General features: G+C 71.7%; 27 protein-coding genes and 1 tRNA gene. 11 read left to right on the top strand and 17 right to left on the bottom strand.

Features of this window, described 5'->3' with window-relative positions:
* Positions 1-4: 4 nt before the first annotated feature.
* Positions 5-178, top strand: a complete 174-nt coding sequence (locus BM223_RS29290) for a hypothetical protein (protein WP_158510169.1) — start codon at positions 5-7, stop codon at positions 176-178.
* A 290-nt stretch (positions 179-468) separates the two neighbouring features.
* On the opposite strand, the gene BM223_RS22130 is transcribed toward BM223_RS29290, so the two are convergent.
* The 3 genes from BM223_RS22130 to BM223_RS22125 all read right to left on the bottom strand — a co-directional run bounded on the left by BM223_RS22130 (position 469) and on the right by BM223_RS22125 (position 1,376).
* Complete coding sequence (locus BM223_RS22130; RefSeq protein ID WP_038676792.1) at positions 469-729, bottom strand: hypothetical protein; 261 nt, start codon at positions 727-729, stop codon at positions 469-471.
* The gene (locus BM223_RS29285; RefSeq protein WP_158510168.1) at positions 726-881 is read right to left on the bottom strand and encodes a hypothetical protein; all 156 of its coding nucleotides are present in this window, start codon (positions 879-881) and stop codon (positions 726-728) included. The genes BM223_RS22130 and BM223_RS29285 overlap by 4 nt, the downstream gene beginning before the upstream one ends.
* Positions 882-1,187: 306 nt before the next feature.
* Positions 1,188-1,376, bottom strand: a complete 189-nt coding sequence (locus tag BM223_RS22125) for a hypothetical protein (RefSeq protein WP_038676791.1) — start codon at positions 1,374-1,376, stop codon at positions 1,188-1,190.
* Positions 1,377-1,414: 38 nt separating this feature from the next.
* Between BM223_RS22125 and BM223_RS29280 the strand changes: the two genes are divergently transcribed.
* On the top strand, positions 1,415-1,570 hold the full coding sequence (locus tag BM223_RS29280; RefSeq protein ID WP_158510167.1) for a hypothetical protein: 156 nt from the start codon (positions 1,415-1,417) through the stop codon (positions 1,568-1,570).
* 14 nt (positions 1,571-1,584) lie between these two features.
* On the opposite strand, the gene BM223_RS22120 is transcribed toward BM223_RS29280, so the two are convergent.
* A complete protein-coding gene (locus BM223_RS22120) occupies positions 1,585-1,857 on the bottom strand; it encodes a hypothetical protein (protein WP_141267761.1) in 273 nt (90 codons plus the stop codon).
* Entirely contained in the window at positions 1,857-2,507 is a 651-nt protein-coding gene (locus BM223_RS22115) for a hypothetical protein (RefSeq protein ID WP_038676787.1), read from the bottom strand. The genes BM223_RS22120 and BM223_RS22115 overlap by 1 nt, the downstream gene beginning before the upstream one ends.
* A 77-nt stretch (positions 2,508-2,584) precedes the next feature.
* Here BM223_RS22115 and BM223_RS28645 point away from each other — a divergent pair, with 77 nt between their 5' ends.
* Positions 2,585-2,764 carry a hypothetical protein gene (locus BM223_RS28645; protein WP_141267763.1) on the top strand — a complete coding sequence of 60 codons (180 nt, stop codon included), beginning with the start codon at positions 2,585-2,587 and terminating at the stop codon, positions 2,762-2,764.
* Between the two features lie 28 nt (positions 2,765-2,792).
* On the opposite strand, the gene BM223_RS22110 is transcribed toward BM223_RS28645, so the two are convergent.
* From BM223_RS22110 to BM223_RS22100, 3 genes are all read right to left on the bottom strand, one after another.
* Complete coding sequence (locus tag BM223_RS22110; protein WP_082003538.1) at positions 2,793-3,047, bottom strand: DUF3263 domain-containing protein; 255 nt, start codon at positions 3,045-3,047, stop codon at positions 2,793-2,795.
* Entirely contained in the window at positions 3,047-3,478 is a 432-nt protein-coding gene (locus BM223_RS22105) for a hypothetical protein (protein ID WP_038676783.1), read from the bottom strand. The genes BM223_RS22110 and BM223_RS22105 overlap by 1 nt, the downstream gene beginning before the upstream one ends.
* A 118-nt stretch (positions 3,479-3,596) precedes the next feature.
* Positions 3,597-3,678, bottom strand: a tRNA-Tyr gene (locus tag BM223_RS22100).
* Positions 3,679-3,794: 116 nt separating this feature from the next.
* Here BM223_RS22100 and BM223_RS22095 point away from each other — a divergent pair.
* The 3 genes from BM223_RS22095 to BM223_RS22085 all read left to right on the top strand — a co-directional run bounded on the left by BM223_RS22095 (position 3,795) and on the right by BM223_RS22085 (position 7,701).
* A complete protein-coding gene (locus BM223_RS22095) occupies positions 3,795-4,286 on the top strand; it encodes a YajQ family cyclic di-GMP-binding protein (RefSeq protein WP_038676781.1) in 492 nt (163 codons plus the stop codon).
* The gene (locus BM223_RS22090; protein WP_052138213.1) at positions 4,283-5,050 is read left to right on the top strand and encodes a lytic transglycosylase domain-containing protein; all 768 of its coding nucleotides are present in this window, start codon (positions 4,283-4,285) and stop codon (positions 5,048-5,050) included. The genes BM223_RS22095 and BM223_RS22090 overlap by 4 nt, the downstream gene beginning before the upstream one ends.
* 71 nt (positions 5,051-5,121) lie before the next feature.
* Complete coding sequence (locus BM223_RS22085; RefSeq protein WP_038676780.1) at positions 5,122-7,701, top strand: helix-turn-helix transcriptional regulator; 2,580 nt, start codon at positions 5,122-5,124, stop codon at positions 7,699-7,701.
* 10 nt (positions 7,702-7,711) lie between these two features.
* Here the strand turns inward: BM223_RS22085 and BM223_RS30125 are convergent, their stop codons facing one another.
* Both BM223_RS30125 and BM223_RS22075 read right to left on the bottom strand, forming a co-directional pair.
* A complete protein-coding gene (locus BM223_RS30125; RefSeq protein ID WP_052138212.1) occupies positions 7,712-10,351 on the bottom strand; it encodes an Ig-like domain-containing protein in 2,640 nt (879 codons plus the stop codon).
* Positions 10,352-10,447: 96 nt separating this feature from the next.
* Positions 10,448-11,482, bottom strand: a complete 1,035-nt coding sequence (locus tag BM223_RS22075; RefSeq protein WP_038676778.1) for a maleylacetate reductase — start codon at positions 11,480-11,482, stop codon at positions 10,448-10,450.
* Between the two features lie 29 nt (positions 11,483-11,511).
* Here BM223_RS22075 and BM223_RS22070 point away from each other — a divergent pair, with 29 nt between their 5' ends.
* The gene (locus BM223_RS22070) at positions 11,512-11,997 is read left to right on the top strand and encodes an SRPBCC family protein (protein WP_038676776.1); all 486 of its coding nucleotides are present in this window, start codon (positions 11,512-11,514) and stop codon (positions 11,995-11,997) included.
* Here the strand turns inward: BM223_RS22070 and BM223_RS22065 are convergent.
* The 5 genes from BM223_RS22065 to BM223_RS22045 all read right to left on the bottom strand — a co-directional run bounded on the left by BM223_RS22065 (position 11,951) and on the right by BM223_RS22045 (position 16,237).
* Positions 11,951-12,403, bottom strand: a complete 453-nt coding sequence (locus BM223_RS22065) for a hypothetical protein (protein WP_052138211.1) — start codon at positions 12,401-12,403, stop codon at positions 11,951-11,953. The two genes, BM223_RS22070 and BM223_RS22065, sit on opposite strands and share 47 nt — an antisense overlap.
* A gap of 139 nt (positions 12,404-12,542) precedes the next feature.
* The gene (locus tag BM223_RS22060; protein ID WP_038676774.1) at positions 12,543-13,526 is read right to left on the bottom strand and encodes a sulfate/molybdate ABC transporter ATP-binding protein; all 984 of its coding nucleotides are present in this window, start codon (positions 13,524-13,526) and stop codon (positions 12,543-12,545) included.
* Positions 13,523-14,371 carry a sulfate ABC transporter permease gene (locus BM223_RS22055; RefSeq protein WP_052138210.1) on the bottom strand — a complete coding sequence of 283 codons (849 nt, stop codon included), beginning with the start codon at positions 14,369-14,371 and terminating at the stop codon, positions 13,523-13,525. Before BM223_RS22055 ends, BM223_RS22060 begins: the two co-directional genes overlap by 4 nt.
* On the bottom strand, positions 14,364-15,212 hold the full coding sequence (cysT, locus tag BM223_RS22050) for a sulfate ABC transporter permease subunit CysT (RefSeq protein WP_082003536.1): 849 nt from the start codon (positions 15,210-15,212) through the stop codon (positions 14,364-14,366). The genes BM223_RS22055 and cysT overlap by 8 nt, the downstream gene beginning before the upstream one ends.
* Entirely contained in the window at positions 15,209-16,237 is a 1,029-nt protein-coding gene (locus tag BM223_RS22045) for an extracellular solute-binding protein (RefSeq protein ID WP_038676772.1), read from the bottom strand. Before BM223_RS22045 ends, cysT begins: the two co-directional genes overlap by 4 nt.
* 353 nt (positions 16,238-16,590) lie before the next feature.
* On the opposite strand from BM223_RS22045, the gene BM223_RS22040 reads away from it, so the two are divergent.
* Together BM223_RS22040 and BM223_RS22035 are read left to right on the top strand one after the other, a co-directional pair.
* Complete coding sequence (locus BM223_RS22040) at positions 16,591-18,558, top strand: 2-oxoacid:acceptor oxidoreductase subunit alpha (RefSeq protein WP_052138209.1); 1,968 nt, start codon at positions 16,591-16,593, stop codon at positions 18,556-18,558.
* On the top strand, positions 18,555-19,661 hold the full coding sequence (locus BM223_RS22035) for a 2-oxoacid:ferredoxin oxidoreductase subunit beta (RefSeq protein ID WP_038676770.1): 1,107 nt from the start codon (positions 18,555-18,557) through the stop codon (positions 19,659-19,661). The genes BM223_RS22040 and BM223_RS22035 overlap by 4 nt, the downstream gene beginning before the upstream one ends.
* 69 nt (positions 19,662-19,730) lie before the next feature.
* Here BM223_RS22035 and BM223_RS22030 read toward each other — a convergent pair whose 3' ends face one another.
* Positions 19,731-20,135, bottom strand: coding sequence for a hypothetical protein (locus tag BM223_RS22030; RefSeq protein ID WP_038676769.1), 405 nt, complete (start codon positions 20,133-20,135; stop codon positions 19,731-19,733).
* A 144-nt stretch (positions 20,136-20,279) separates the two neighbouring features.
* Between BM223_RS22030 and rarD the strand changes: the two genes are divergently transcribed.
* Positions 20,280-21,143, top strand: coding sequence for an EamA family transporter RarD (rarD, locus tag BM223_RS22025; protein WP_052138208.1), 864 nt, complete (start codon positions 20,280-20,282; stop codon positions 21,141-21,143).
* 141 nt (positions 21,144-21,284) lie between these two features.
* Here the strand turns inward: rarD and BM223_RS22020 are convergent, their stop codons facing one another.
* Positions 21,285-21,797, bottom strand: coding sequence for a flavin reductase family protein (locus BM223_RS22020; protein WP_038676768.1), 513 nt, complete (start codon positions 21,795-21,797; stop codon positions 21,285-21,287).
* 126 nt (positions 21,798-21,923) lie between these two features.
* Between BM223_RS22020 and BM223_RS22015 the strand changes: the two genes are divergently transcribed.
* The gene (locus tag BM223_RS22015; protein ID WP_038676766.1) at positions 21,924-22,655 is read left to right on the top strand and encodes an SDR family NAD(P)-dependent oxidoreductase; all 732 of its coding nucleotides are present in this window, start codon (positions 21,924-21,926) and stop codon (positions 22,653-22,655) included.
* Positions 22,656-22,659 lie beyond the last annotated feature (4 nt).

The following is a 22,659-nucleotide window of genomic DNA, read 5'->3' as shown; positions in this document are numbered from 1 at the left end:
TACCGTGAACACCTTCCTCGCCACCGCCAAGACGTGGGCTGCGTTCGTCGGCGCGATCCTGACTGCCCTCGTTGGCACCCTCACTCCCGACGACGCCGGGTACCGGGTGCTCACCATCGTCCTCGCCGTGGTGACGGCGGTCGCCGTCTACGGCGTCCCGAACCGCACCGAGGAGTAGCGGTGCCGGGCTGGGCGCTCCTTCTCGGGACCCTGGTCTACAACTACTCGCGGCATCGTCGCGGGCTGCCCACGATCTGCGCGACCACGAGGCGGCTACTCCCCCGGTCGGTCTCGGCGGCGGCGCTCGGTGGCGGGTATCTCTACCTCGCAGTCCACGTCTGGCGCGGCTACCCGCGCCCCTGAACCTCGCTACCGCAGGCCGACCGCCCCACTCTCTTCGGAGGGTGGGGCGTTCGGCGTTTTCGGCAGCCGAGCCGGCGGGGCACGAGAAACAGGACCCCCTGGTCCTTAGACGCCTGGCCCGCGGGTGAGGTTGTCGACCGTCGGGAACGGCTGCCCGTCGCTGTGGGCCTTCTCGAGCAGCCGGTAGGCGGTGACGCGAGTGACTCCTGCAAGTTCGGCCATTTCCTTAATGTTGAGGTCCGCGCCCTTGCCCTGGCGCATGGCGTCGCCCATCTTGCCGAGGACGACGCGGCGCGCGGCGTCGTAGGTCTCCAGCTCCTTGCCGAGTTCGCGCAGTGCCTGACGGATGTCCTCGGCGGCGGTCATCGCCGGACCGCCTGGGCGATGGAGACCGCCGTGAGCGCGGCCCATGCTCCCCAGATCCACCACGGCAGCGGGTGGGCGGTGGTGACGACGGCGAGCGTGACGCCGGTCGCCGCCGAGGCGAGGACGCTGGGGTGGGTGAGTCTGTTGACCATCGTGGACTCCTTCCTGTTCATGCGAAGATGGAGGGCGAGGCCCGGGGGTACTAGTTCCACCCCCGGGCCTCTTTGGTCACTCTCGCTTGTGGCGTCCCTTCGGCTTCCTGGGCTTCCGGTTCTGCCAGACCGCGATGCCTTGGAGGATCACTCCGAGTGCCGCGATCGCGAGCGTGAGTTTCGATTCACTCACTGACCACCTCCTCTCTTCTGTTGTGTACACAAGTATGCACTATCGAGAAGGGTGTGTCAACAAGTAGACACGGAAGGATTCACCCGTAGCCAGTCCCCAGCCGCGGCACCCCGTCACTGACCGGCTTCAACCGCTCGGCCGGGCACCCAGTCGGTCTGGAGCTGGCCGCCCGCGATCGCCTGGTTGTCCCAGGTCACGAACGCCTCCCACTCGCCATGCTGGTTGCTGCGCCAGGCGAGGATGAGGCCGGGGAAGTGGCGCGGGCCGAACTCCTCCTTGACCCACACGTGTCGCTGCCCCATCACTGCAGGATAGAACACCCGTTCGATAGAGTCGCCTGGTGCAGATCCACGCCGCCCACCGCCCCAAGGACGACACCACCGCCGAAGCCGTCCACTGGACCGTCGAGACCGACGACTACGAGGCCGGCATGGAGCAGGTCAAGGCCGCCGTGCCCGAGGGGCACGTGCTGCTCGGGGTGCGGGTCGAGCGCTAGGGGCCTCTCGGCATTCAGTCGCGAAACCGGCGACGCTGGCGGGCGGCGATCTGATCCAACTCGGCCCGAAACCGCGCTGCCAACGCAAGCCCCTGCGCTCGGCCGTCAGGAGTCAACTGGTCGTCGGCACCAAGGAGCCCGAGGGCTCGCAGCTCCTGCGCTGTGTCGCGGGCCATGAAATAGGTGCTGCGCGACACGTCCATCGATCCACTGCGGCCATCGGTACGCACGTGAACGGTGGTGCACTCAGCCGCGCATGCGAGGCTGACGGTGAGTTCCGAGGTCATCATTCGACCCACCCCATCGATTCAGCGTTGTCGCGGGTGACGAAGCCATGTCCCTCGCAGGTCGGGCATTCCACGACACCACTGCCGATCGGAAGGCACGAGCGGCAACGTCCGCCCGACCGCCGACCAGTTCCGTCGCAGACGTCACACAGATCGTTGCCAACTCCCGAGCAGTCTTGGCACTCGACGATCAGCTCGGCACGAACCAGAGAGCCCAGCAGTTCGCGCGCGGCATGGGCCGCCACGTGGCCGCGATGCCAGGCCGCGGCGTCTTCGGCATCGCTGGGGTAGATGTAGTCGTGGTCCAGCGCGGGCGACCGGTCGCCGCAGTTGCACTCGTAGACCGGCATGTCGTTGTCGTCGGAGGTCCAGCCTGGCGGGTCGTCATGCTCAGCCAGGATGGCGGCGACCGCACCGCCCAGTCCGGCCCCGTTGACGGCGCTCGTCGGGAGGCCGCAATCAGCTCGTTGAGCATGGAGGGCACCTTCCCTGAGGGCATCCTGCTTGATCTTCTCGACCGCACGACACAGTCGGACGGGACGGCTGAACTCCGACTCGTCCGATTCAAAGGCGGCGCGCAGCGCCTCACGCTCGCCGCCGGTGAGCTGAATCTTCCCGGACGATGTCGTCGCGGCCCCAGTGCGCGTCATGCTCTGAGACTACATGTACATGTACATGTAGTGCAAGATCGCGGTCCGAAACATGTACATGTAGTAGCGTTGAGCCCGTGAGCGACAAGAAGGTCCGGCGGCAAGAGCGGCGCCCGGACGGCGAAGCGCCAACCAAGCGCCTCGCGGTACACATGCCCGCCGACCTGCACGCCGCCTCGAAGGCGAAGGCAGAAGAGCGCGGAGAGACCCTGTCGGCCGCAGTGGTCGACCTCCTGCGCGACTACGTCAAGCGCTAAGCCACCCCATCAAGCGCTCGCCGCCACCTCAGTCGACGAACCCCAGCCGCCTCGCCGACCTCTGCCGCTGACGATCCGCCCGCAACCGCTGCAGCCGCTTCACCACCAACGGGTCGAACGCCAACGCCTCCGGACGGTCGATCAGCGCGTTCAGCCGCTGGTAGTAGCGCGTCATCGACATCCCGAACACCTCGGACACCTTCGACTCCTTCGCGCCGGCATACTTCCACCACTGGCGCTCGAAGGTCAGCATCTCGGTCTCGGTGGGGGTCAGCTCGGACATCAGGCAGCCCAGGGCGTGACGGCGAACGAACCGGTCGGCCGCATCGGCTCCCCGCACATTATGTCGGCGAAGTAGACCCAGACGTGGACCGCCTGGAAGTCGTCCTTGACGAACGGGTTGCTCCCGCCGCCACGCACGGCAGCGAACGGTGCGAGGAAGTCCAGGATCAACGGAACGAGCCCGTGAAGGTCGTCATCGGGGAGCGTCACCTGCTCGCCGTCGAGCCACCCGGCGAGCGAGAGGTGGAACGCCCGCATGTAGTCGTCGCCCTGCTCCCCCAGGTCGCTCGAGGCGACGATACTCACCGTCCGACGCGCGTCCTTGGTCTCCGACGGGATCTCCCATCGCCGTGGCGACTGCCCCGGCACGATCAGGTGCTCGCGGATCTCGTCCACGATGGCGAACAGCTCGGCATTCGTAAGCGTCTTCATGCTCGGGAAGGTAGGCCGAGGGTCCGACAGAATCGGTAGCACGCTCGTAGCAACTGCCCGAAATGCGAAGTGCCCCCGATCTGCTGTTCTCGCAGGCCAGGGGCACTTTCACTTGCCGTGGCAGGTAGTGGATTCGAACCACTGTAGGCTACGCCGGCTGATTTACAGTCAGCTCCCTTTGGCCGCTCGGGCAACCTGCCGGGCTGTCGTCCCGCACCCCTCTGACCCCCGCGAGGACGGTCCTGAGTTGGCGCGCTGGCGACGACGCGAAACAATAGCGCAGCAGCCCCGCCCGACTGAAAACGTAGGTGACACCATGGCCGACTCGTCCTTCGACATCGTGAGCAAGATCGACCGCCAGGAGGTCGACAACGCCCTCGGGCAGGCGGCCCGGGAGATCGCGACGCGCTTCGACTTCAAGGGGACGGGGGCGACGATCGAGTGGAAGGGTGAGGACGCGATCGAGATCACCGCGTCCGCCGATGACCGGGCGAGTGCGGTGCTGAGCGTGTTCCAGGACAAGCTCATCAAGCGCGACCAGTCGCTCAAGATCCTCGATGCCTCGGAGCCGCGGCCGTCGGGGCAGCAGTCCAAGATCGCGATCGCGCTCAAGGAGGGGATCACCTCCGAGGATGCCAAGAAGATCGCCAAGCTGATCCGCGACGAGGGTCCCAAGGGCGTCAAGACGCAGGTCCAGGGCGACGAGCTGCGGGTGTCGTCGAAGAAGCGTGACGACCTGCAGGCCGTGATCGCGCTGGTCAAGGGCCAGGACTACGACTTCGCGGTGCAGTTCACGAACTACCGGTGAACGTCGACCGTCACCTCGCCGGCGCGATCGGCCTGGTCGTCGTCGCGGTCGCGCTGACGATCGGCGTCGGTGTCGCCTTCGCGTACGACGTCAGCTCGGCCCCGCGCCGCACGGCTCCCCCGGCGGCGCCGGCGGTCACCGGCGCCGCACCCGCTCAGCCGCAGCACGAGCAGCCGGCACCGCAGGAGCAGCAGCAGCCCGATCCCTACCGCCCCGACGACGCCTGGCTCGCCCGGGTCGCGGGGGCGACGGGGATCCCGGTGCGGGCGCTGGCGGCGTACGCGCGGGCCCACCTGCGGGTGGCGGACGAGCAGCCGGGGTGCAAGGTGGCCTGGAACAGCATCGCGGCGCTGGGTGGCGTCGAGTCGCGCCACGGCAGCGTCAACGACGCGGTGCTCGGTGAGGACGGGCTGTCGCAGCCGCCGATCCGGGGGCCGCGGCTCGACGGGAAGCAGTTCGCGGCGATCCGGGACACCGACGGCGGGATGCTCGACGGCGACAGCGAGTGGGACCGGGCGGTCGGGCCGCTGCAGTTCATCCCGTCGACGTGGGCCCGGTGGGCCGCCGACGGCAACGGGGACGGCACGGCCGATCCCGACCAGATCGACGACGCGGCGCTCGCGGCGGGCCGCTACCTGTGCGCCGCCGGCGACCTCAGCACGCCCGACGCGTGGCGGCGGGCGATCTTCAGCTTCAACCACTCCGACGCGTACGTCGCGGACATCGCCGCCCTCGCCAACAGGTACGCCGCGCAGGCCGGCTGAGCCCTCGGTCCGCCGAACCGCTGCGCGCGGGTGCACGGCGAGGCGAGAATGGTCCCGGAGGAGGGACTCTCGTGCGAGGCGCCGCGCTCCGGCCGCAGTGGCCGACCCTGACGCGTGAGGTCGTCGGCCAGGTCGCAGACCTGGTGGCGGCCGGCGCGAGCGTGCTCCTGTGCGGGGCGGCCGGCGTCGGCAAGTCGTACGTCGCCCAGCAAGTCGCCGCGGCCGCGCCGGCGTGCGTGCCGGTGCTGTGCACTCCGGCGGGCAACCGGGTCCCGCTCGGCGCGCTCCACGCCTGGTTGGCCGAGCTGGGCCTGGCCGACGCGACCGGGGCGCCGTCCGTGAGCCCGCTGGTGCTGGCCGGGCAGGTCGCGCCCCAGGGGCCGGGCGACGAGCCGGTCCTGGTCCACGTCGACGACATCGACCTGCTCGACGCGGCGAGCGCCGAGCTGCTGGCGCTGCTGTGCCGGCGCGGGGTGGTCCAGCTGCTGGCGACCCTGCGCTCCCCCGGCGGCGGGGCGCTGCCAGTACCCCTGGCGCGCCTGCTCGTGGAGGACCAGGTGGTCCGGGTCGAGGTGGCGCCGCTGACGCCGAACGAGGTCGGTGAGCTGGTCCAGCTCGCGCTCGACGGGCCGGTGCACCACGAGACCGTCCGGTTCCTGCACCGCACCACCGAGGGCAACAACCTGTTCCTGCGCGAGCTCGTCCGCACCGGCGCCGCGCACGCCGCGTTCGTGCTGGAGCACGACGTCTGGCGCTGGCACGCGACGCCCGCGCCCGAGGCGCTGCTGCTCCCCGCGCTGTTCAGCGACGAGCTCGACGCGCTGTCCGCGGCCGAGCGCGAGGCGGTCGAGCTGGTCGCACTCACCGAGCCCATCGCGATCGATGCGCTGGCGCTGGCGGTCGGGCCAGACGTCGTCACGGGGCTGGTCCGCTCGGGACTCCTCGTCGAGGTCGAGCAGCACGTCCGCACCCACCACCCGCTGTTCGCCGAGTCCGCCCGCGGGCGGATCGGGCCCTGGCAGCGCCGCCAGCTATTCGAGCGCCTCCACGAGACCCTGCCGAGCCCGCCGACGGACGCCGGGGGCGGGCTGCTGCGCTGGCTCGCGTGGGGTGCGGAGAGCGGCGCCAAGATCGCCGCGGGCTCCTGGCTCGCCGGCGCCCGGGCAGCGGCTGCCGCCGGCGACCTCCCCTACGCCGAGGAGCTCGTCACCCACGCCCTCGCCACCACGCCCCTGGCCGCGCGCGACCGGCTGGAGGCGCACACCCTCCGCGCCGAGGTACGCCGCTTCCGGGCCCAACGCACCGAGGCACTGGCCGACCTCGACGCGGCCGCGGCCACCCTCGACGCCGCCGCGGGCGAGGACGGCGACTGGCTCGCCGGCCAGGTGCTCGCCGCCACGCGGACCCGCGCCGACCTCCTCCAGTACGTCGACGACGACCCCGCCGCCGCGCTGACCGTCCTCGCCGACGGCTACGCCCGAGCCGCGCGGTTCGCTCCCGGTCACCCCGGCCTCGCCCGCCAGCCGCTGGAGACGCTGACCCGGCAGGGCTGGAGCGGCCAGTGCGCGGCACTGCGGGCCGAGGTCCCCCGGCTGCTCGCCGAGCTGGCGCAGGGTGCGGCGAGCAGGCCCGGCACCGACGTCCTCGAGGCGGTCTCCCCCGCCCTCCTCGCGCTCGCCTGGGAGGGCCGGACCGCGACCCTGCGGGACCTCGCGCGCGCCGGGCTCCACGCGCTGGCCGACGTCCACTCCGGACCGACGGCGGCCCGCCCGCACCTGGCCGTCGAGATCGTCTGCACGACCTTCTTCACCGACCTGTACGGCGGCGTCCCGGCCGGCGACGAGGGCCTCGACCACCTCGTCCCCACCGCGATCGCGCAGGACATCGACGCCGGGCTGCTCGCTGCCGGCGCGGGCCGGCGGCTCCTGGCGGAGGGCGCGTGGGCGGAGGCGGACCGGGTCCTGGCCGATGCGCTCGCACTGCTGGAGCAGCGCGACCCCAGCGGGTTCGGGGCCTGGGCCCTGGCCGCCGCGGCCCTGGCCGCGGCCGGGGTCGGCGACCTGACGCGGTCCGCGGCACTGGCCGCGGACGCGGCCCGGGCACCCTCGCGGACCAGCCGCTCGCTCGTCCCCGACCTGCGCACGCTCGTCGCCCGGGCCCGGCTGGCCGGCGATCCCGACCAGGCCGTCGACGAGATCGAGCGGCTGCGTGCCTGGGCCCACGCTGAGGGCCACCTGCTCACCGAGCTCGAGGCGCTCCACCTGCTGGCCGTCGCCGCGCCCGCCACCGTGAGCGCCGAGGACGCCGTCCGCGCCACCCACCTCGCGAGCGCGAGCAGCATGGAGGCGCCGGTCGCACGCCTGCTCGCCGACCACGTCGCCGCCGTCCAGCAGGACGACGCCGCTGTCGCGAGCGCCGCGATCCGGCGCCTGGCCGAGCACGGCCGCTGCCTCCCGGCGCGGGGCCAGGAGGCAGCGACGCTGAGCCGTCGGGAGCGCGAGGTCGCCTCGCTGGTGGCCGGCGGCCTGAGCACCCCGGAGATCGCCGAGCGGCTACACCTCTCGACCCGTACGGTCGAGAGCCACATCGCCCGGATCTTCACCAAGCTCGGCATCAACCGCCGCGCCCAGGTCCGCGACCTCCTCGGCTAGATCCCAGGGATCACCGCACCTTCAGCACCGCGCCGCAAGCCGGTGCCTGGCCGCGCGGCTGGTACGCCACCGACACCAGGTACGGCGCCGCCGGGGCCCGGAAGCGAGCCGTGCCCTTGCCGCCGGTGATCGCCTTCCGTGCGACGACCTTGCGGCCGTCGTACCGGACCACGAGCCGGCCCGCACCCGGGACCGGGCGCCCGTTCCGGCCGAGCATCCGTGCGGTGACCCGGTAGGCCCCACCCGCCTCGGCCCGCAGCGTGCCGCGGATCGTGCAGGTGGGCCGTCCGCGGCGGACGTCGACGATGACCACGTTGCTCTCCGTCACCGTGTACGGCGACCCGGCGGCCGGCGTGTAGCGCGCGACGATCCGGTGCCGGCCCGGGCTGAGCTTCCGCAGCACGGCGCCGCCGTAGCCGTACCGGGAGACCGGCGACGCCTTCCCGAGCGCCTTGCCGTTGTCGAAGTACTGCACGCCACCGCGCGGCACCGCGATCCCCGGCGCCGGCGCCGCCACGAGCGCGCGGATGTGCAGGTCCTGCCCGACGAACAGCGGCCGCGGACCGGTGATGAGCGTGACGGTCGCGCGCCGGGCGGCCACCTGCTGCGTGAGCGGCGCGCTGGCCGCCGCGTCGTACCGCTCGTCGCCGAGGTAGCGGGCGAGCACGGTGTGCCCGCCGGCCGCGAGCGCCGCGGTGGTCACCCGGACCCGGCCGTCGGGGCCGAGCGAGACGGGGGCGTCGAGCGGGACGCCGTCGACCTCCAGGCTGAGCTGCCCGGTCGGCGTCGCGGTCGCCGGGCGGACCGGGTCGACCTGGACGACGAACGTCAGCGGCGCGCCGGCCGGGGCCGGGTTGCGGTCGCTCGTCAGCCGGACCGTGGTCGTGCCCGGGTTGACGACCTGGTCGAGGAAGGCGCTGCTGGCGTCGTACCGGTCGCCGTCGCCGAGGTAGACGGCGCGCACCCGGTGCGTGCCGACCGGCAACTCGTCCGTGGTGAGCCGGGCCGTGCCGCGGTGGTCGAGGGTGAGCGGCGCGCCGACCGGATCGGCGCCCGCGTAGAGCTGCACCTCGCCTGTCGGCACCCCCGCTCCGGCCGCGTTCGAGCTGACGGCGACGTCGAGGACGACGTCCTCGCCCGCGACGGTGGGGTTGTAGGGGGAGGTCAGCTCGACCGCGACGTCGCCCCGGTTGACCACGACGGCCCGCGCGGGGCTGGTGGCGTCGGCGAACTCGGCGTCGCCGGAGTAGTCCGCGGTGACCTGGTGCGTGCCGACCGGGATCCGCGTGGTGGTCAGGCGCGCCTGGCCCGCGCCGTCGATCGCGACCGGCTCGTCGAGCAGGTCGCCGTCCGCGCGGAACCGGACGGTTCCGGTCGGAGTGCCGCGGCTGGGATCGCGCCGGGTGACGAGCGCGGTCAGCGTCGTCTCCTCGCCGCGCACCACCGGGTCGAGCGGGACGCCGAGCGCCACGTCGGTCCCGCCGCGGGCGACCGTGAGGTCGGCGCCGCCGGACGACGGCAGGAAGTCCCCGGTGGGCGCGTACGACGCCTCGACGCGGTAGTCCCCCGCCGGCAGGTCGCTGCCGTGGATCGCGACGCTGCCACTCGTGAGCGGACCGCTGCCGAGCGGCGTGACGACGCCGGTGTCGACCGCGCGGGCGGACAGGGTGACCGTGCCGGTGGCCGGTCCGTCGGCACCGGCCTCGGGGGTCACGGTGATGTCGTAGCGGGCGCTCTGCCGGTTGACCACGGTCGGCAGGCCGATCGTGACTGTCGTCCGGAAGCGCTGGGTGTAGTCGATGACGACCCGGCCGTCGCCCGAGGCCGACGAGCTCCAGGCCGAGACCAGGTCGGCGAGCGCGGGCTCGTGGAAGCTGCGGCCACCGCCGCCACCTCCGCCGCCACCGCCGCCGGTGCGGCCGCCGCCGCCACCGGAGCCGCCGGGGTAGCCGCCCCCACCGCCGCCACCCCCGCCCGCTCCGGTGCTGCTGCCGGCATTGCCGCCGGTGCCGCCCGCCGGGCCGCCCGCGGCGCCCGCGGCGCCGCCGCCCGACGTACCGTCGCCGCCGCCGTCGGAGCCGTTCTGGTCCGCGCCGCCGCCGGTCCCGCCGGCACCGTTGAAGCCGCCCTTGCCTCCGCCGCCGGCGCCACCGCCGGCCACCGCGACGAGCGTGTCGTCGAGGACGAGCGCGGTCGCGCCGCCGCCGCCCGCGCCCGCGCCGCCTGACGTGACCGTGATCGACGAGCCGGTGTTGCCCGAGCCGCCCGGACCGTACGACGAGGGGCCGCCCCCGCCCGGCTCGTCCTTGGCGTCGCCGGCGTTCTGGCCGACCGCGCCGACCAGCGCCTTGAGGACGTCCCCCTCCTGGACGGCCAACCGCACCTTGCCGACCGCACCGCGACCGCCGGACCCGCCGGACTTGCCGCCGTTGCCGCCGGACGCGCCACGCAGCTCGACCGTCAGCTCGTCGACGCCCGAGGGCACCACGAACTCCTGCGGCCCGCCGCTGTAGCCCATCTCGACGTGGCCCTGCGCGGCCTGCGCCGGCGCGGCCGTCACGGTCACGGTCGCGACGGCGGCCAGACCCGATCCCATCATCGCGACGGCGACCAGCCCGGCCAGCCGTCCCTTGCCCGTGTCTCGGAGCACGTTCTTTCCCTCCCGTTGCCCACCTCGGCCTGTCAGCATCGGGGGAACGGGCGCGGGAGCGCTTCCGTAGGGACTACGTAAAACTCACCCGGAAGATCACCAGGCGTCGTGCAGGAGCGCCAGCACCGCGGGGGCGTCGACCGGCCCCGGGTTCGGGTACGGCGCCGCGGCGACCCGGTCCGCCACCTCGGCCAGGCCGTCGTCCGGGACGCCGAGGTCGCGCAGCCGTCGCGGGCCGTCGTATGACGCGGCGAGGGCGGCGATCGCGGCCGCGGGGTCGCCACCGGAGATCGCGGTCAGCCGCTCGTCCGCGGCGGGCGCGAACGGCAGGTTGTGCCGGACGACGTGCGCGAGCAGCACCGTGTGGAGCGGGGCGTGCGGCAGGTCGAACGTGCCGCCGAGCGCGTGGGCGAGCTGGTGGTGCAGGCCCATGGGGACGGTCGCCAGGCAGGTGCCGGCGAGCCAGGCACCGTGCTGGAGCGCCTCCCGCCCGGCGGCATCGCGCGGTGCCTCGAGCACGACGGGCAGCGCGCCCAGCAGCAGCCGGGCCGACTCCGTCGCCAGCGCGTCGCTGACCGGCGTCGAGGTCGCCGCCCAGAGCGCCTCGACGGCGTGGGCCAGCGCGTTGACGGCGCTGGTGAGGGTGAGGTCGACGGGCATGGTCAGGGTCAGGTCGACGTCGTACACGACCGTGCCCGGCAGCAGGGCGGGGTCGCGGCGGGTCTGCTTGACGCCGTCCTTCGTCTCGCCGAGGACGGGGGTGACCTCCGAACCGGCGTAGGTGGTGGGCATCGTGAGGTGAGGCAGGCCGGTCCGGGCGACGAGCGCCTTGCCGAGGCCGACCGCGGAGCCGCCGCCGATGGTCACGACCGCGTCCGCCTCCGCATCGGCGACTGCGGAGAGCGCCTGCTCGGTGACCTCGACCGGCGTGTGCACGACGGCGCCGTCGAAGCGCGCCACCGCCCGCTCCCCCAGCGCCGCGACGAGCTCGTCGGCCGTCGTACCCGCCGAGCGGGTCGCGACGACGAGCACCCGGTCGGCGCCGAGCCGGGTCAGCTCCTCCGGTACGGCGTGCCGGGCGCCGGCCCCGAGCAGCACCCGGGACGGCGAGGTCTCGTGGACGACCACCATGACCCGACCGTATCGGCCATGATGCCGCCATGAACCCCGCGGCTGAGATCAGCATCGACGCGCCCCTGCAGACGGTCTGGGAGATCATGCTCGCCACCGAGCAGTACGGCGAGTGGAACCCCTTCGTCGAGCGTGCCGAGACGGCGCAGCCGGCCGCCGTCGGCAACCCGATCGTGCTCCACGTCGTGTGGGCCGACGGCAAGAAGACCCGCTCGCCCGAGCGGATCACGGCGCTCGACGGACCCACCACCGACCCCGCCACCGGGACGACGACCGCGCTGATGTCGTACGTCTACGAGGGACTGCCCGCCAAGCTGGGCCTGGTCCGGGGCGTGCGTCACCAGCGGCTCACCCAGGAGGCGGGCGGGCCCACGACGTACGCGACGGTGGAGGAGTTCCGCGGACCGCTGGTCGCACTCGCCGGTCCGGGCCGGGTGGCGGACGGCTTCCGCCGCCACGCCGAGGGGCTCAAGGCGCGGGCGGAGGCGGAGGCTGCTTCGCGCCGGGAGGGATGAGGTCGTCGGAGTTCTTCGCCGCCCACAGCGCGAAGCCGAACACCGCGGCGCCGCACAGGATGTCGATCACGACGTGCGCCTGCCGCCACCAGACCATGCTGGTCGCGCCCGGCGTCAGGTAGTGGCCGATGCCGATCAGGCCCGAGATGGAATAGCCGGTGAGCGCGATCGCCGCCGACGTGATGTGCCGCCGGAACCACAGCAGCAGCCCGACCGCCCCGAACGCGGTGAACACGAACCACCCCACCGCGACCAGCGTCGCCGAGGGCGCCGGCACGGCCGCGTCGGGTCCGGGCAGCGGGTAGTCGTCGTAGTTGACGTAGTTGTCGACGTAGTGGACGACCGAGACCAGCACCGCGATCCCGAGCAGCCAGCACAGGACGCGGGTCGCTCGGAGGTAGCTCACCCGAACAGGTTAGAGCGCGGGTTGCGGGGTGGGCGTGCGGCGCGCGCCGCTCTTGTAACTACGTGTTCGTGTATCTACCCGGGCGTTGTGACTGGTCACAACACCCGGGTAGTGGTCTGAACACGTAGTTACAAGCGCGCTAGGCCGAGACCTCGCCGAGCAGCGGCACGGACGTCGCCCCCGTCGTCGGGCTCAGCCAGACCCGGCTGCCCAGCTCGAGGTCGAGGGCCCGGGCGTGCGCCCGGGACAGGACGACGAGCGCGGGCTCGGCCTGGCCCTCGACGTCCACGGTGAGCCGCACCTCGAAGCCCACCCGCAGCGCGCGCTGCACGACGCCGGCCGCCGCGCCGGGCACGCCCGGCTGGACGGCGACCTCGATGTCGTGGGGCCGCAGGCGGACCGGGCCGAGCTGGGTGACGGCGCCGAGGAAGCCCATGACGAAGTCGTTGGCCGGCTCGTCGTAGAGCTGGTCGGGCGAGCCGATCTGCTCGATCCTGCCCTCGTTGATGACGACGATCTCGTCGGCGACCTCGAGGGCCTCCTCCTGGTCGTGCGTCACGAAGACGGTCGTCACGTGGACGTCGTCGTGCAGGCGGCGCAGCCAGTCGCGCAGCTCCTTGCGGACCTTGGCGTCGAGCGCGCCGAACGGCTCGTCGAGGAGCAGCACCGAGGGCTCGACGGCGAGCGCACGGGCGAGGGCGAGGCGCTGGCGCTGGCCGCCGGAGAGCTGCGAGGGCAGCCGGTGGGCGAACTGCGAGAGGTGGACGAGCTCGAGGAGCTCGGCGACCTTCGCCTTGACCTCGGCCTTGGGCCGCTTGCGGATCTCCAGGCCGAACGCGACGTTCTTGGCGACCGTCATGTGCTTGAAGACGGCGTAGTGCTGGAACACGAAGCCGACGTTCCGCTTCTGCGGGGGCAGCTTCGTCGCGTCGACGCCCTCGATCTCGACCGAGCCGGAGTCGGCGGTCTCGAGGCCGGCGATGATGCGCAGCAGGGTGGACTTGCCGCCGCCGCTGGGCCCGAGGAGGGCGGTCAGCTGGCCGGTGGGCAGGGACACGTTGATGTCGTCGAGGGCGACGAAGTCGCCGTAGCGCTTGCCGACACCGCGTACTTCGATGCTCATGAGTGGTCTTCCTTGCGAATGAGCGACACCACCACGAGGGCCAGCACGGAGGCCAGCACGAGCACGAATGCGGCGGCGTACGCCGTGGGCTCCTCGAAGTTGGTGTAGCGGTTCTGGATGAGGATGGTCGCGGTCTCACCGCGCAGGGCGGCGCCGGGGCTGACGATCTTGACCGCGCCGAACTCGCCGAGCGAACGGGCCAGGCTGAGCACGACGCCGTACACGACGGCCCACTTGATGCTGGGCAGCGTGATCCGGCGGAAGATCTGCCAGCCGTTGGCGCCGAGGCTGCTCGCCGCGAGCTCGGAGTCGATGCCGATCTCCTCGAGCACGGGGACCACCTCGCGGATCACCAGGGGCAGGCTGACGAACGCCGTGGCCATGATCATGCCGGGCGTCGAGCCGATGATGAAGATGCCCGCCGACTCCAGCGCACCGCCGAACCAGCCCTGGCCGCTGCTGTAGGCGAGCACCAGCGCGAGGCCGACGACGACCGGGGAGACCGACATCGGCAGGTCGATGAGGACCGAGAGGATCCGGCGACCGGGGAAGTTGTAGCGCGTGATCAGCAGCGAGATGCCGACGCCGAAGACGGTGTTGATGAGCACCGCCCAGAAGGCACAGGTCGCCGTCAGGCTGAAGGCGTACGTCACGGTCGGGTCCTGGAGCCGCTCGAGGAAGGCGCTGAAGCCACCCTCCGCGCCGCGCTCCACCGGGGCGAACGTCCGCGAGGTGACCTCCCACAGCGGCCACACCACGAGCACCGCGAGGTAGGCGATGACGAAGAACCGCAGGGCGTAGGTCACCGGCCCCTTGCGGGCCCGGATCTGTCGGGTGTCAGCCACGGCGCGCCACCCTCCGCGCGACGAGGTCGAGCACCACGATCGTCACGATCGCGACCAGGAGGAGCAGCACGGCGACCGCCGCGGCCCCGGCCTGGTTGTCGCCCTCGATGAACTTGAGGATCTTCAGCGAGGCGACCTCGGTCTGGTACGGCGTGTTGCCCGAGATGAGCACCAGCGAGCCGAACTCGCTGATCGCGCGCGCGAAGCCGAGGGACGAGCCGGCGGTGATCGCGGGCACCAGGCTCGGCAGGATGATCCGCCGGAACGTGGTGAACCGGGACGCACCGAGGGACGCGGCGGCCTCCTCGACGTCGGCGTCGAGCTCGATGAGCACCGGCTGCACGGTCCGGACGACGAACGGCAGGGTCACGAACAGCAGCGCGAGGAAGATGCCCTCGCGGGTGTTCACGATGTTGATGCCGACCGGGCTCTCGGGACCGTAGAGCGTGAGCAGGACGAGGCCGGCGACGATCGTCGGCAGCGCGAACGGGATGTCGATGACGACGTCCAGGATCCGCTTGCCGAAGAACTTGTCGCGCACGAGCACCCACGCCACGACCGTGCCGATGACCGCGTTGACCACGGTCACCAGCGCCGCCTCGACGACGGTCAGCCGCAGCGCGGCGAAGGTCTGCGCGTCGGTCAGGGTGTTCCAGAAGGCACCCCAGCCGCCGGCGGCCGCCGCCCCGACCACCGCCGCGAGCGGCAGCAGCACGAGGACGCTGAACCAGACCAGCGCGACACCCAGCCCGATCCCCGAGGTCGGGGTCAGCCGGAACAGCCCACTGGACCGGCGCGTCGGGCGCGCCGGTCCAGTGGGTGCGACGAGTGTGTCCGTCACTGCTTGGTCGCTTCGGCGTACAGCTTGTCGAAGCGGAGCTTGGCGCCGTCCTTGCCGAACCACTCCGCGTTGATCGCGGACCAGCCGCCGAGGTCAGCAGCCGTGCTGAGGTCGCCCGGGGTCGGGAACGGGTTGGCCGGGTCGTTGGCGCCCTCGACGCTCACGCCGGAGATGTCGACGTCACCGACCGGGCGGAAGCCCTTCTGCACGAAGGCGAGCTGACCCTTGTCGCTGAGGATGAAGTCCAGCCAGTCCTTCGCGACCGGGTCGGAGTCCTTGAGCACGGCGCCGGGGTTCTCGATCAGGAACGAGTGGTCCGGGAGGATGTAGTCGAGGTTCTCACCGTTCTGCTTGGCCAGGATGGCCTCGTTCTCGTAGGTGAGGAGCACGTTGCCGACGCCCTTCTTGAAGGACTCCGTCGCCTCGCGGCCGCTGGCCGCCCAGGTGGTGACGTTCTTGAAGACCTTCTTGAGGAACTCGTCGGCCTCCTTCTCGGTGGCACCCTGCGACTTCGCGTACGTGTAGAGCGCGAGGATGTTCCACTTCGCCGAGCCGGAGCTGGCCGGGTCGGGGGTGACGATCTTGACGTCGGAGCGGGTCAGGTCGCTCCAGTCCTTGATGCCGAGGGGGTTGCCCTTCTGCACCGCGATGACGGCGACCGACTGGGAGACGATGCCCTTGTTCGGGCCGGCGTTCCAGTCGTCGGCGACGAGGCCGGCGTCGACCAGGCGGGTCATGTCGGGCTCCAGGGAGAAGACGACGTAGTCGACGTCCTTGCCCTTGGTGTCCGCGACCTTGCGGCTCTGGTCGCCGGAGGCGCCGTACGAACCGGAGAAGGTGACGTCCTTGCCGGCATCGGTCTTCTCGAACTCCGTCGCGGCGGCCTTGTTGCCGGCCTCCGGCACGGCGAACCCGACGATGTTGATGGTCTTCCCGTCGTCCTTGCCACCGGCGGCGGAGCTGCAGGCGCCGAACGCCAGCACACCCACGAGCCCCACGGCAACGGCCTTGATCGATCGCTTCATCGCACCCATTCCTTGCTTCGGCCCGGTGTCTCGGTACACCAGGAACCTTCAAACCAGATCGAAATAATACACATTAGTGAGTTAGTCGAACTGCTCGATAGACAAATCGACGAGTTGGCGTGACCGACGACACAGGCCTCCGAGCGCTTCCGCAGTGCCCATCTGGCGGCCTCGCGTGGGGCGCGGAGCGCAGGCGGACTATCGTGGTGAGGCCGCGCCGATCGGGCGGCCAGGCGCGAACTGGACAGGTGTCCACTGAAAGTGGAACGTGTTCTAGATTGGCTCTAGACTCGCGGCACCTGTCGCTGCCGTGACGACACGGCCGACGCGTAGTCGAGAGAAGTGGAGCAGGTGTGAGCCAGACCAAGCAGGTCAAGCAGCTGGACCGGGTGATCATCCGGTTCGCCGGGGACTCCGGTGACGGCATGCAGCTGACCGGTGACCGGTTCACCCAGGAGTCGGCCGTCTTCGGCAACGACCTGGTGACCCTGCCCAACTTCCCCGCCGAGATCCGGGCGCCTCAGGGCACCATCCCCGGCGTCTCGTCGTTCCAGATCCACTTCGCCGACCACGACATCCTCACCGCCGGCGACCGGCCCGACGTCCTGGTCGCGATGAACCCCGCCGCCTTGAAGGCCAACCTGGGCGACCTGCCCAAGGGCGCGACGATCATCGTCGACACCCACGACTTCACCAAGCGCAACCTCGACAAGGCCGGGTACTCCTCGAACCCCCTCGACAAGCTCGGCGAGGTCGACGACATCCTGGCCGGCTTCCAGGTCCAGCCCGTCGACCTGACCGGCATCACCGTCGAGGCCGTCAAGGAGTTCGGCCTCTCCCGCAAGGACGCCGCCCGCGCGAAGAACATGTTCGCCCTGGGCCTGCTCTCCTGGATGTACGGGCGCCCGACCGAGCCCACCATCGCGTTCCTGGAGAAGAAGTTCGCCAAGGTCGCCGACATCCTCGGCGCCAACATCGCCGCCTTCAAGGCCGGCTGGAACTACGGCGAGACCACCGAGACCTTCGTGGTCCAGTACGAGATCAAGCCCGCCACGATGGCAGCGGGCACCTACCGCAACATCACCGGCAACCTGGCCCTGTCCTACGGCCTGGTCGCCGCCGGCGTCCGCTCCGAGCTGCCGGTGTTCCTCGGCTCGTACCCGATCACGCCGGCCTCCGACATCCTCCACGAGCTGAGCAAGCACAAGGGCTTCGGCGTGACCACGCTGCAGGCCGAGGACGAGATCGCCGGCATCGGTGCCGCCATCGGCGCCGCGTTCGCCGGCCAGCTCGCCGTCACCACCACCTCCGGGCCCGGCATCGCGCTCAAGTCCGAGGCCATCGGCCTGGCCGTGATGACCGAGCTCCCCCTGCTCGTGGTCAACGTCCAGCGCGGCGGACCCTCGACCGGCCTGCCCACCAAGACCGAGCAGGCCGACCTCCTCCAGGCGATGTACGGCCGCAACGGCGAGGCACCCGTCCCGATCGTCGCGCCCCAATCACCCGGCGACTGCTTCGCCGCCGCCGTCGAGGCCGCCCGGATCGCGATCACCTACCGCACCCCGGTCTTCCTGCTCTCCGACGGCTACCTCGCCAACGGCTCCGAGCCCTGGGCGATCCCCTCGATCGACGCCCTCCCCAAAATCGACGCCAACTTCGCCACCGAGCCCAACCACTCCACCACCAACGCCAAGGGCGAGCCGGTCGAGGAGTTCTGGCCCTACCTGCGCGACGAGACCACGCTCGCGCGTCCGTGGGCGATCCCCGGCACCGCAGGTCTCGAGCACCGCATCGGCGGGCTTGAGAAGGGCGAGGGCCACGGCAACATCTCCTACGACCCGGCCAACCACGACCGCATGGTCCGCATCCGCGCCGAGAAGGTCCAGCGGATCGCCGACTCCCTGCCCCCGCTCGAGGTCGACGACCCCTCCGGGGAGGCCAAGGTCCTCGTCATCGGGTGGGGCTCCACCTACGGGCCCATCGGCGCCGCGTGCCGCCGCGTGCGCCGGGCCGGCTACAACGTCGCCCAGGCCCACCTGCGCCACCTCAACCCCTTCCCCAACGACCTCGGCGACATCCTCAAGCGCTACGACAAGGTCCTGGTCCCCGAGATGAACCTCGGCCAGCTCTCCCGCCTGCTGCGCGCCGAGTACCTCGTCGACGCCATCGGCTACAACCACGTCTACGGCCTGCCCCTCAAGGCCGCCGAGCTCGCCGAGGCCGTCGGCGCCCTGGTCGGCCAGGCCGAGGGTCGCGACGTCGACCTCGGCGAGCACGGAACCAATGCCCCTGCTGACCACGAGGAGGCTCCGGCCCGATGACGACCATCGACCTCGGAAACCCGTCCCTGCGCTCCGGCACCGAGCTGGTGCCCTCGCTCGCCGAGGGCGAGACCCAGACCGGCAAGGACTTCTCCAGCGACCAGGAGGTCCGCTGGTGCCCCGGCTGCGGTGACTACGCCGTGCTCAAGGCCGTGCAGTCGTTCCTGCCGGACCTGGGCCTGCGCCGCGAGAACATCGTCTTCGTCTCCGGCATCGGGTGCAGCTCGCGGTTCCCGTACTACCTCGACACCTACGGGATGCACTCCATCCACGGCCGCGCACCCTCGATCGCCACCGGCATCGCCACCGCCCGCGAGGACCTCAACGTCTGGGTCGTCACCGGCGACGGCGACGCCCTCTCCATCGGTGGCAACCACCTCATCCACGCGCTGCGCCGCAACGTGAACATGACGATCCTGCTGTTCAACAACCGGATCTACGGACTCACCAAGGGCCAGTACTCCCCCACCTCCGAGACCGGCAAGGTCACCAAGTCCACCCCGGTGGGCTCGATCGACCACCCGTTCAACCCGGTCTCGCTGGCCCTGGGCGCCGAGGCGTCGTTCGTGGCGCGCACCATCGACAGCGACCGCAAGCACCTCACCGCCGTCCTCGCCGCGGCCGCCGCCCACCGCGGCACCTCGCTGGTCGAGATCTACCAGAACTGCCCGATCTTCAACGACGGGGCGTTCGACGCGATCAAGGACAACGACACCAAGGCCCACGCGATCATCCCGCTGGTCCACGGCGAGCCGATCACCTTCGGCACCCGCGACGAGGCCACGGGGCTGGGCGACAAGGCCCTGGTCCGGACCGCGTCCGGCGCCATCGAGGTCGCCGACACCGCGGCGGTGGCCGCCGACGCCATCCTCGTCCACGACGCCCAGAACCCGGACCCGTCGACGGCGTTCGCGATCTCCCGGCTGACCGACGCCGGCTACCTCAACCGCAGCCCGATCGGCATCTTCCGCCAGGTCGACCGCCCGACGTACGACGACCAGGCCCGCGCCCAGGTCGCCGACGCCGTCGCCAAGGTGCAGGGCTCGCCCGAGGACCGGCTCGCCGCGCTCATCAACGCCGGCGACACCTGGACCGTCGGCTGACGCTTCACATCGCAGCACGAAGGGCCCCGCCGTACGGCGGGGCCCTTCGTGTGTCAGCTCAGGCGAGGATCAGTAGCAGATGATCTTGCCGAGCTTGATCGTCGTCTTGGCGTAGCCGCCGCTGGCCTTGAGGACCAGGCGCCACTTGCTGCCGCACTTGCCGCGGAACTTCACCTTGAAGCGGCCGGTGCTGGCGTCGGTGCGCTGCTTCTGCGCGGTGCTCCAGTTGCGCGCGCCCTTGTTCTTGCGCTGCAGGATGATCTTCTTGCCCTTGTAGGTGACGGCGTTGCCCTTGGCGTAGAAGCGACCCGTGTTGCGGATCTCACCGGCCTGCAGGTTGGGGATCTGGTGCTGCGGGGCCGCGGCGGCACGGTCGGAGACGCCGGTCGCGGCCTGGCTGGGCGCCATCGTCAGGCCCAGCATGGCCGCGGTGAACGCCGCGACGAAGGCGGTGATGATGCGAGTGATACGCATGGGTGGAACTCCCCCTCGAGATCGGGATGGTGCAAGTGGACTAGATGTGTCGTGCCCACCGCGCGCGGCCCGAAACCTGGGGGGTCGTAAGGTCGGCACGCGCCTGACCAGCGACGCGGGCTCCTCCTCGGGTTCTCGGCCTACCTGATCTGGGGAGCCTTCCCGCTCTTCTGGCCGCTGCTCGCGCCGTCCAGCCCGGTCGAGATCCTCGCCCACCGGATCGTCTGGTCGCTGGTGGTCATGGGCGTGCTCCTCCTCTCGCTGCGGCGTACGGCGTCCCTGCGCGCGGTGCTGCGCAGCCGTCGCAAGACCACGCTGCTGGTGGTCGCCGCGGTGACGATCACGCTCAACTGGGGCACCTACATCTACGGCGTCAACAGCGACCGCGTGGTCGAGACGTCGCTCGGCTACTTCATCAACCCACTCGTGACCGTGCTGCTGGGCGTCCTCGTGCTCGGGGAGCGGCTGCGGCGTCTGCAGTGGGTGGCGCTGGTGATCGGGTTCGTGGCGGTCACGGTGCTGACGGTCGACTACGGGCGGCCGCCGGTGATCGCGCTGGTGCTGGCGTTCTCGTTCGGCACGTACGGGCTGGCCAAGAAGTCCGCGGACGTCGGGGCCATCGAGAGCCTGACCTTCGAGACGGCGGTGATCGCGCCGTTCGCGCTGGTCTTCCTGGTCTGGCTCGGCAGGTCCGGCGAGGGGCACTTCCTCGGCGAGGGCGTCGGGCACGTCGCGCTGCTCGTCGGGAGCGGCGTGGTGACCGCGATCCCTCTGCTGTGCTTCGGGGGCGCCGCGACCCGGGTCTCGATGACGACCCTCGGCCTGCTGCAGTACCTCACGCCGACGCTGCAGTTCGCGCTCGGCGTCACCCTCCTGGGCGAGCACATGCCGGCGGGGCGCTGGGTGGGCTTCGCGCTGGTCTGGCTCGCGCTGGCGATCTTCACCGCCGAGGCGCTGCGCCACCACCGGCGCGAGCTGGGACGGGCCGCGGAGGCCACCGCCCTCTGAACCCGGTCCCGTCGTACCGGACGAAATGGTCGTGGATCGGGCCGAATCACGACCATTTTGTCCGGTGCGACGGGGGTTGGGAGCCTCGTACGACGGCGGCGGGGTGCACGCCACCGCCGTACGAGGCGATCGGGGGCGGCCCTAGGCGGGTCGCTCGAGACGGCCGAAGCCGCTGCGGTGGAAGACCAGCGGGTGGCCGGCGTCGTGCTGGGCGCCGGGCTCGACCGCGCGGACGCGGAGCAGGACGAGCACGTGGTCGCCGGCCTCGACCTCGCGGTAGAGGCTGCAGGTGAAGCGGACCAGGCCCTCGTCGAGGGTCACCGCGCCGCCCTCGCCGACGCTCAGCCGCACGCCGTCGAAGCGCGAGTCGACGGGTCCGGAGAGCTGGCGGCACACGGCGTCGTGGTGGTCGGCGAGCACGGTGACGCCGTACTGCTCGGCGCGGCGCAGGTCCGGCCAGGTCTTGGACGTCGTCGCGACCGAGACCGAGACCAGGGGCGGGTCGAGGCTCACCGAGGTGAAGGAGCTCGCCGCGAGCCCCACGGGCCGTCCGTCGACCTCGGCCGCCAGGGCGACCACGCCGGTCGGGAACACCCCGAACGCCTGGCGCAGGGCGGCGGGGTCGAGGTCCTGGTTCGTGGCCAACACGGTCATGCCAACAAAGTTAACCGGGCTAGTAGCATTTCACGAGCCGGAGGCGCCATGGTTCGGCCGAGCCCGTGACAGGTGGAGCCTGTCAGGCTGGCTGCTCCGCCTGGGGCGTGGTCCTAGGGTGGCGGGATGGAGCCCGACGTCGCCCTGGTGACCGGCAGCACCCGCGGGCTCGGCGCCGCCATCGCCGCCCGGCTCGCCGCCGAGGGCGTCACGGTGGCGGTCAACGGCCTCGACCCGGACGAGGCGGACGCCGTCATCGCGCGCATCCGGGCGGCGGGCGGCACCGCCGCGCCGGCGCTCGGGGACGTCACCGACCCCGACCAGGTCGCCACCCTCGTCGACGGCGTACGACGCACGCTCGGCCCGGTCCGCACGCTCGTGCTCAACGCGACCGGCCCGCAGCCCGACATCGCCGTCGAGCACACGAGCTGGCGCGACCACCTCGACCAGCTCGACTTCTTCGCCCGGAGCCCGGTGCTGCTGCTCGACGCCCTGCTCGACGACCTGACCGCCAGTGGCGCCGGGCGGATCGTGATGGTCGACTCCGAGGTGGTGGACCGGCCACCGCCGGGCCGCTCGGCCTACGCCACCGCGAAGAGCGCCCAGGTGGGGCTGATGCGGGCCTGGGCGGTCGAGCTGGCCGGGCGCGGGATCACCGTGAACGCGGTCGCGCCCGGCTTCGTGCCGGTCGAGCGGCACGAGGGCGTCGACGTCACCGGCTACCTCGCCACCGTCCCGGTCGCCCGGATGGGCACGCCGGACGACGTCGCGAACGCGGTCGCCTTCTTCGCCGCCCGGGCGGCGTCGTTCGTGACCGGCCAGCGGCTCACCGTCGACGGCGGCCGCTCGCTCGCCTGAGCGG

Origin of the sequence: Pimelobacter simplex (assembly GCF_900114845.1) — a bacterium.
GTDB classification, from domain to species: Bacteria; Actinomycetota; Actinomycetes; order Propionibacteriales; family Nocardioidaceae; genus Nocardioides; species Nocardioides simplex.
The sequence above is the reverse complement of the archived record's forward strand: the minus strand, read 5'-3'. Positions and strand labels throughout refer to the sequence as shown.

What these genes read in the sequence shown, in the direction of transcription:
- BM223_RS22130 (WP_038676792.1), bottom strand. Translation starts at nt 729, where the DNA reads ATGACCGCCGCCGAGGACATCCGTCAGGCACTGCGCGAACTCGGCAAG.
- BM223_RS29285 (WP_158510168.1), bottom strand. Translation starts at nt 881, where the DNA reads ATGGTCAACAGACTCACCCACCCCAGCGTCCTCGCCTCGGCGGCGACC.
- BM223_RS22125 (WP_038676791.1), bottom strand. Translation starts at nt 1,376, where the DNA reads ATGGGGCAGCGACACGTGTGGGTCAAGGAGGAGTTCGGCCCGCGCCAC.
- BM223_RS22120 (WP_141267761.1), bottom strand. Translation starts at nt 1,857, where the DNA reads ATGACCTCGGAACTCACCGTCAGCCTCGCATGCGCGGCTGAGTGCACC.
- BM223_RS22115 (WP_038676787.1), bottom strand. Translation starts at nt 2,507, where the DNA reads ATGACGCGCACTGGGGCCGCGACGACATCGTCCGGGAAGATTCAGCTC.
- BM223_RS22110 (WP_082003538.1), bottom strand. Translation starts at nt 3,047, where the DNA reads ATGTCCGAGCTGACCCCCACCGAGACCGAGATGCTGACCTTCGAGCGC.
- BM223_RS22105 (WP_038676783.1), bottom strand. Translation starts at nt 3,478, where the DNA reads ATGAAGACGCTTACGAATGCCGAGCTGTTCGCCATCGTGGACGAGATC.
- BM223_RS22095 (WP_038676781.1), top strand. Translation starts at nt 3,795, where the DNA reads ATGGCCGACTCGTCCTTCGACATCGTGAGCAAGATCGACCGCCAGGAG.
- BM223_RS22075 (WP_038676778.1), bottom strand. Translation starts at nt 11,482, where the DNA reads ATGGTGGTCGTCCACGAGACCTCGCCGTCCCGGGTGCTGCTCGGGGCC.
- BM223_RS22070 (WP_038676776.1), top strand. Translation starts at nt 11,512, where the DNA reads ATGAACCCCGCGGCTGAGATCAGCATCGACGCGCCCCTGCAGACGGTC.
- BM223_RS22060 (WP_038676774.1), bottom strand. Translation starts at nt 13,526, where the DNA reads ATGAGCATCGAAGTACGCGGTGTCGGCAAGCGCTACGGCGACTTCGTC.
- BM223_RS22045 (WP_038676772.1), bottom strand. Translation starts at nt 16,237, where the DNA reads ATGAAGCGATCGATCAAGGCCGTTGCCGTGGGGCTCGTGGGTGTGCTG.
- BM223_RS22035 (WP_038676770.1), top strand. Translation starts at nt 18,555, where the DNA reads ATGACGACCATCGACCTCGGAAACCCGTCCCTGCGCTCCGGCACCGAG.
- BM223_RS22030 (WP_038676769.1), bottom strand. Translation starts at nt 20,135, where the DNA reads ATGCGTATCACTCGCATCATCACCGCCTTCGTCGCGGCGTTCACCGCG.
- BM223_RS22020 (WP_038676768.1), bottom strand. Translation starts at nt 21,797, where the DNA reads ATGACCGTGTTGGCCACGAACCAGGACCTCGACCCCGCCGCCCTGCGC.
- BM223_RS22015 (WP_038676766.1), top strand. Translation starts at nt 21,924, where the DNA reads ATGGAGCCCGACGTCGCCCTGGTGACCGGCAGCACCCGCGGGCTCGGC.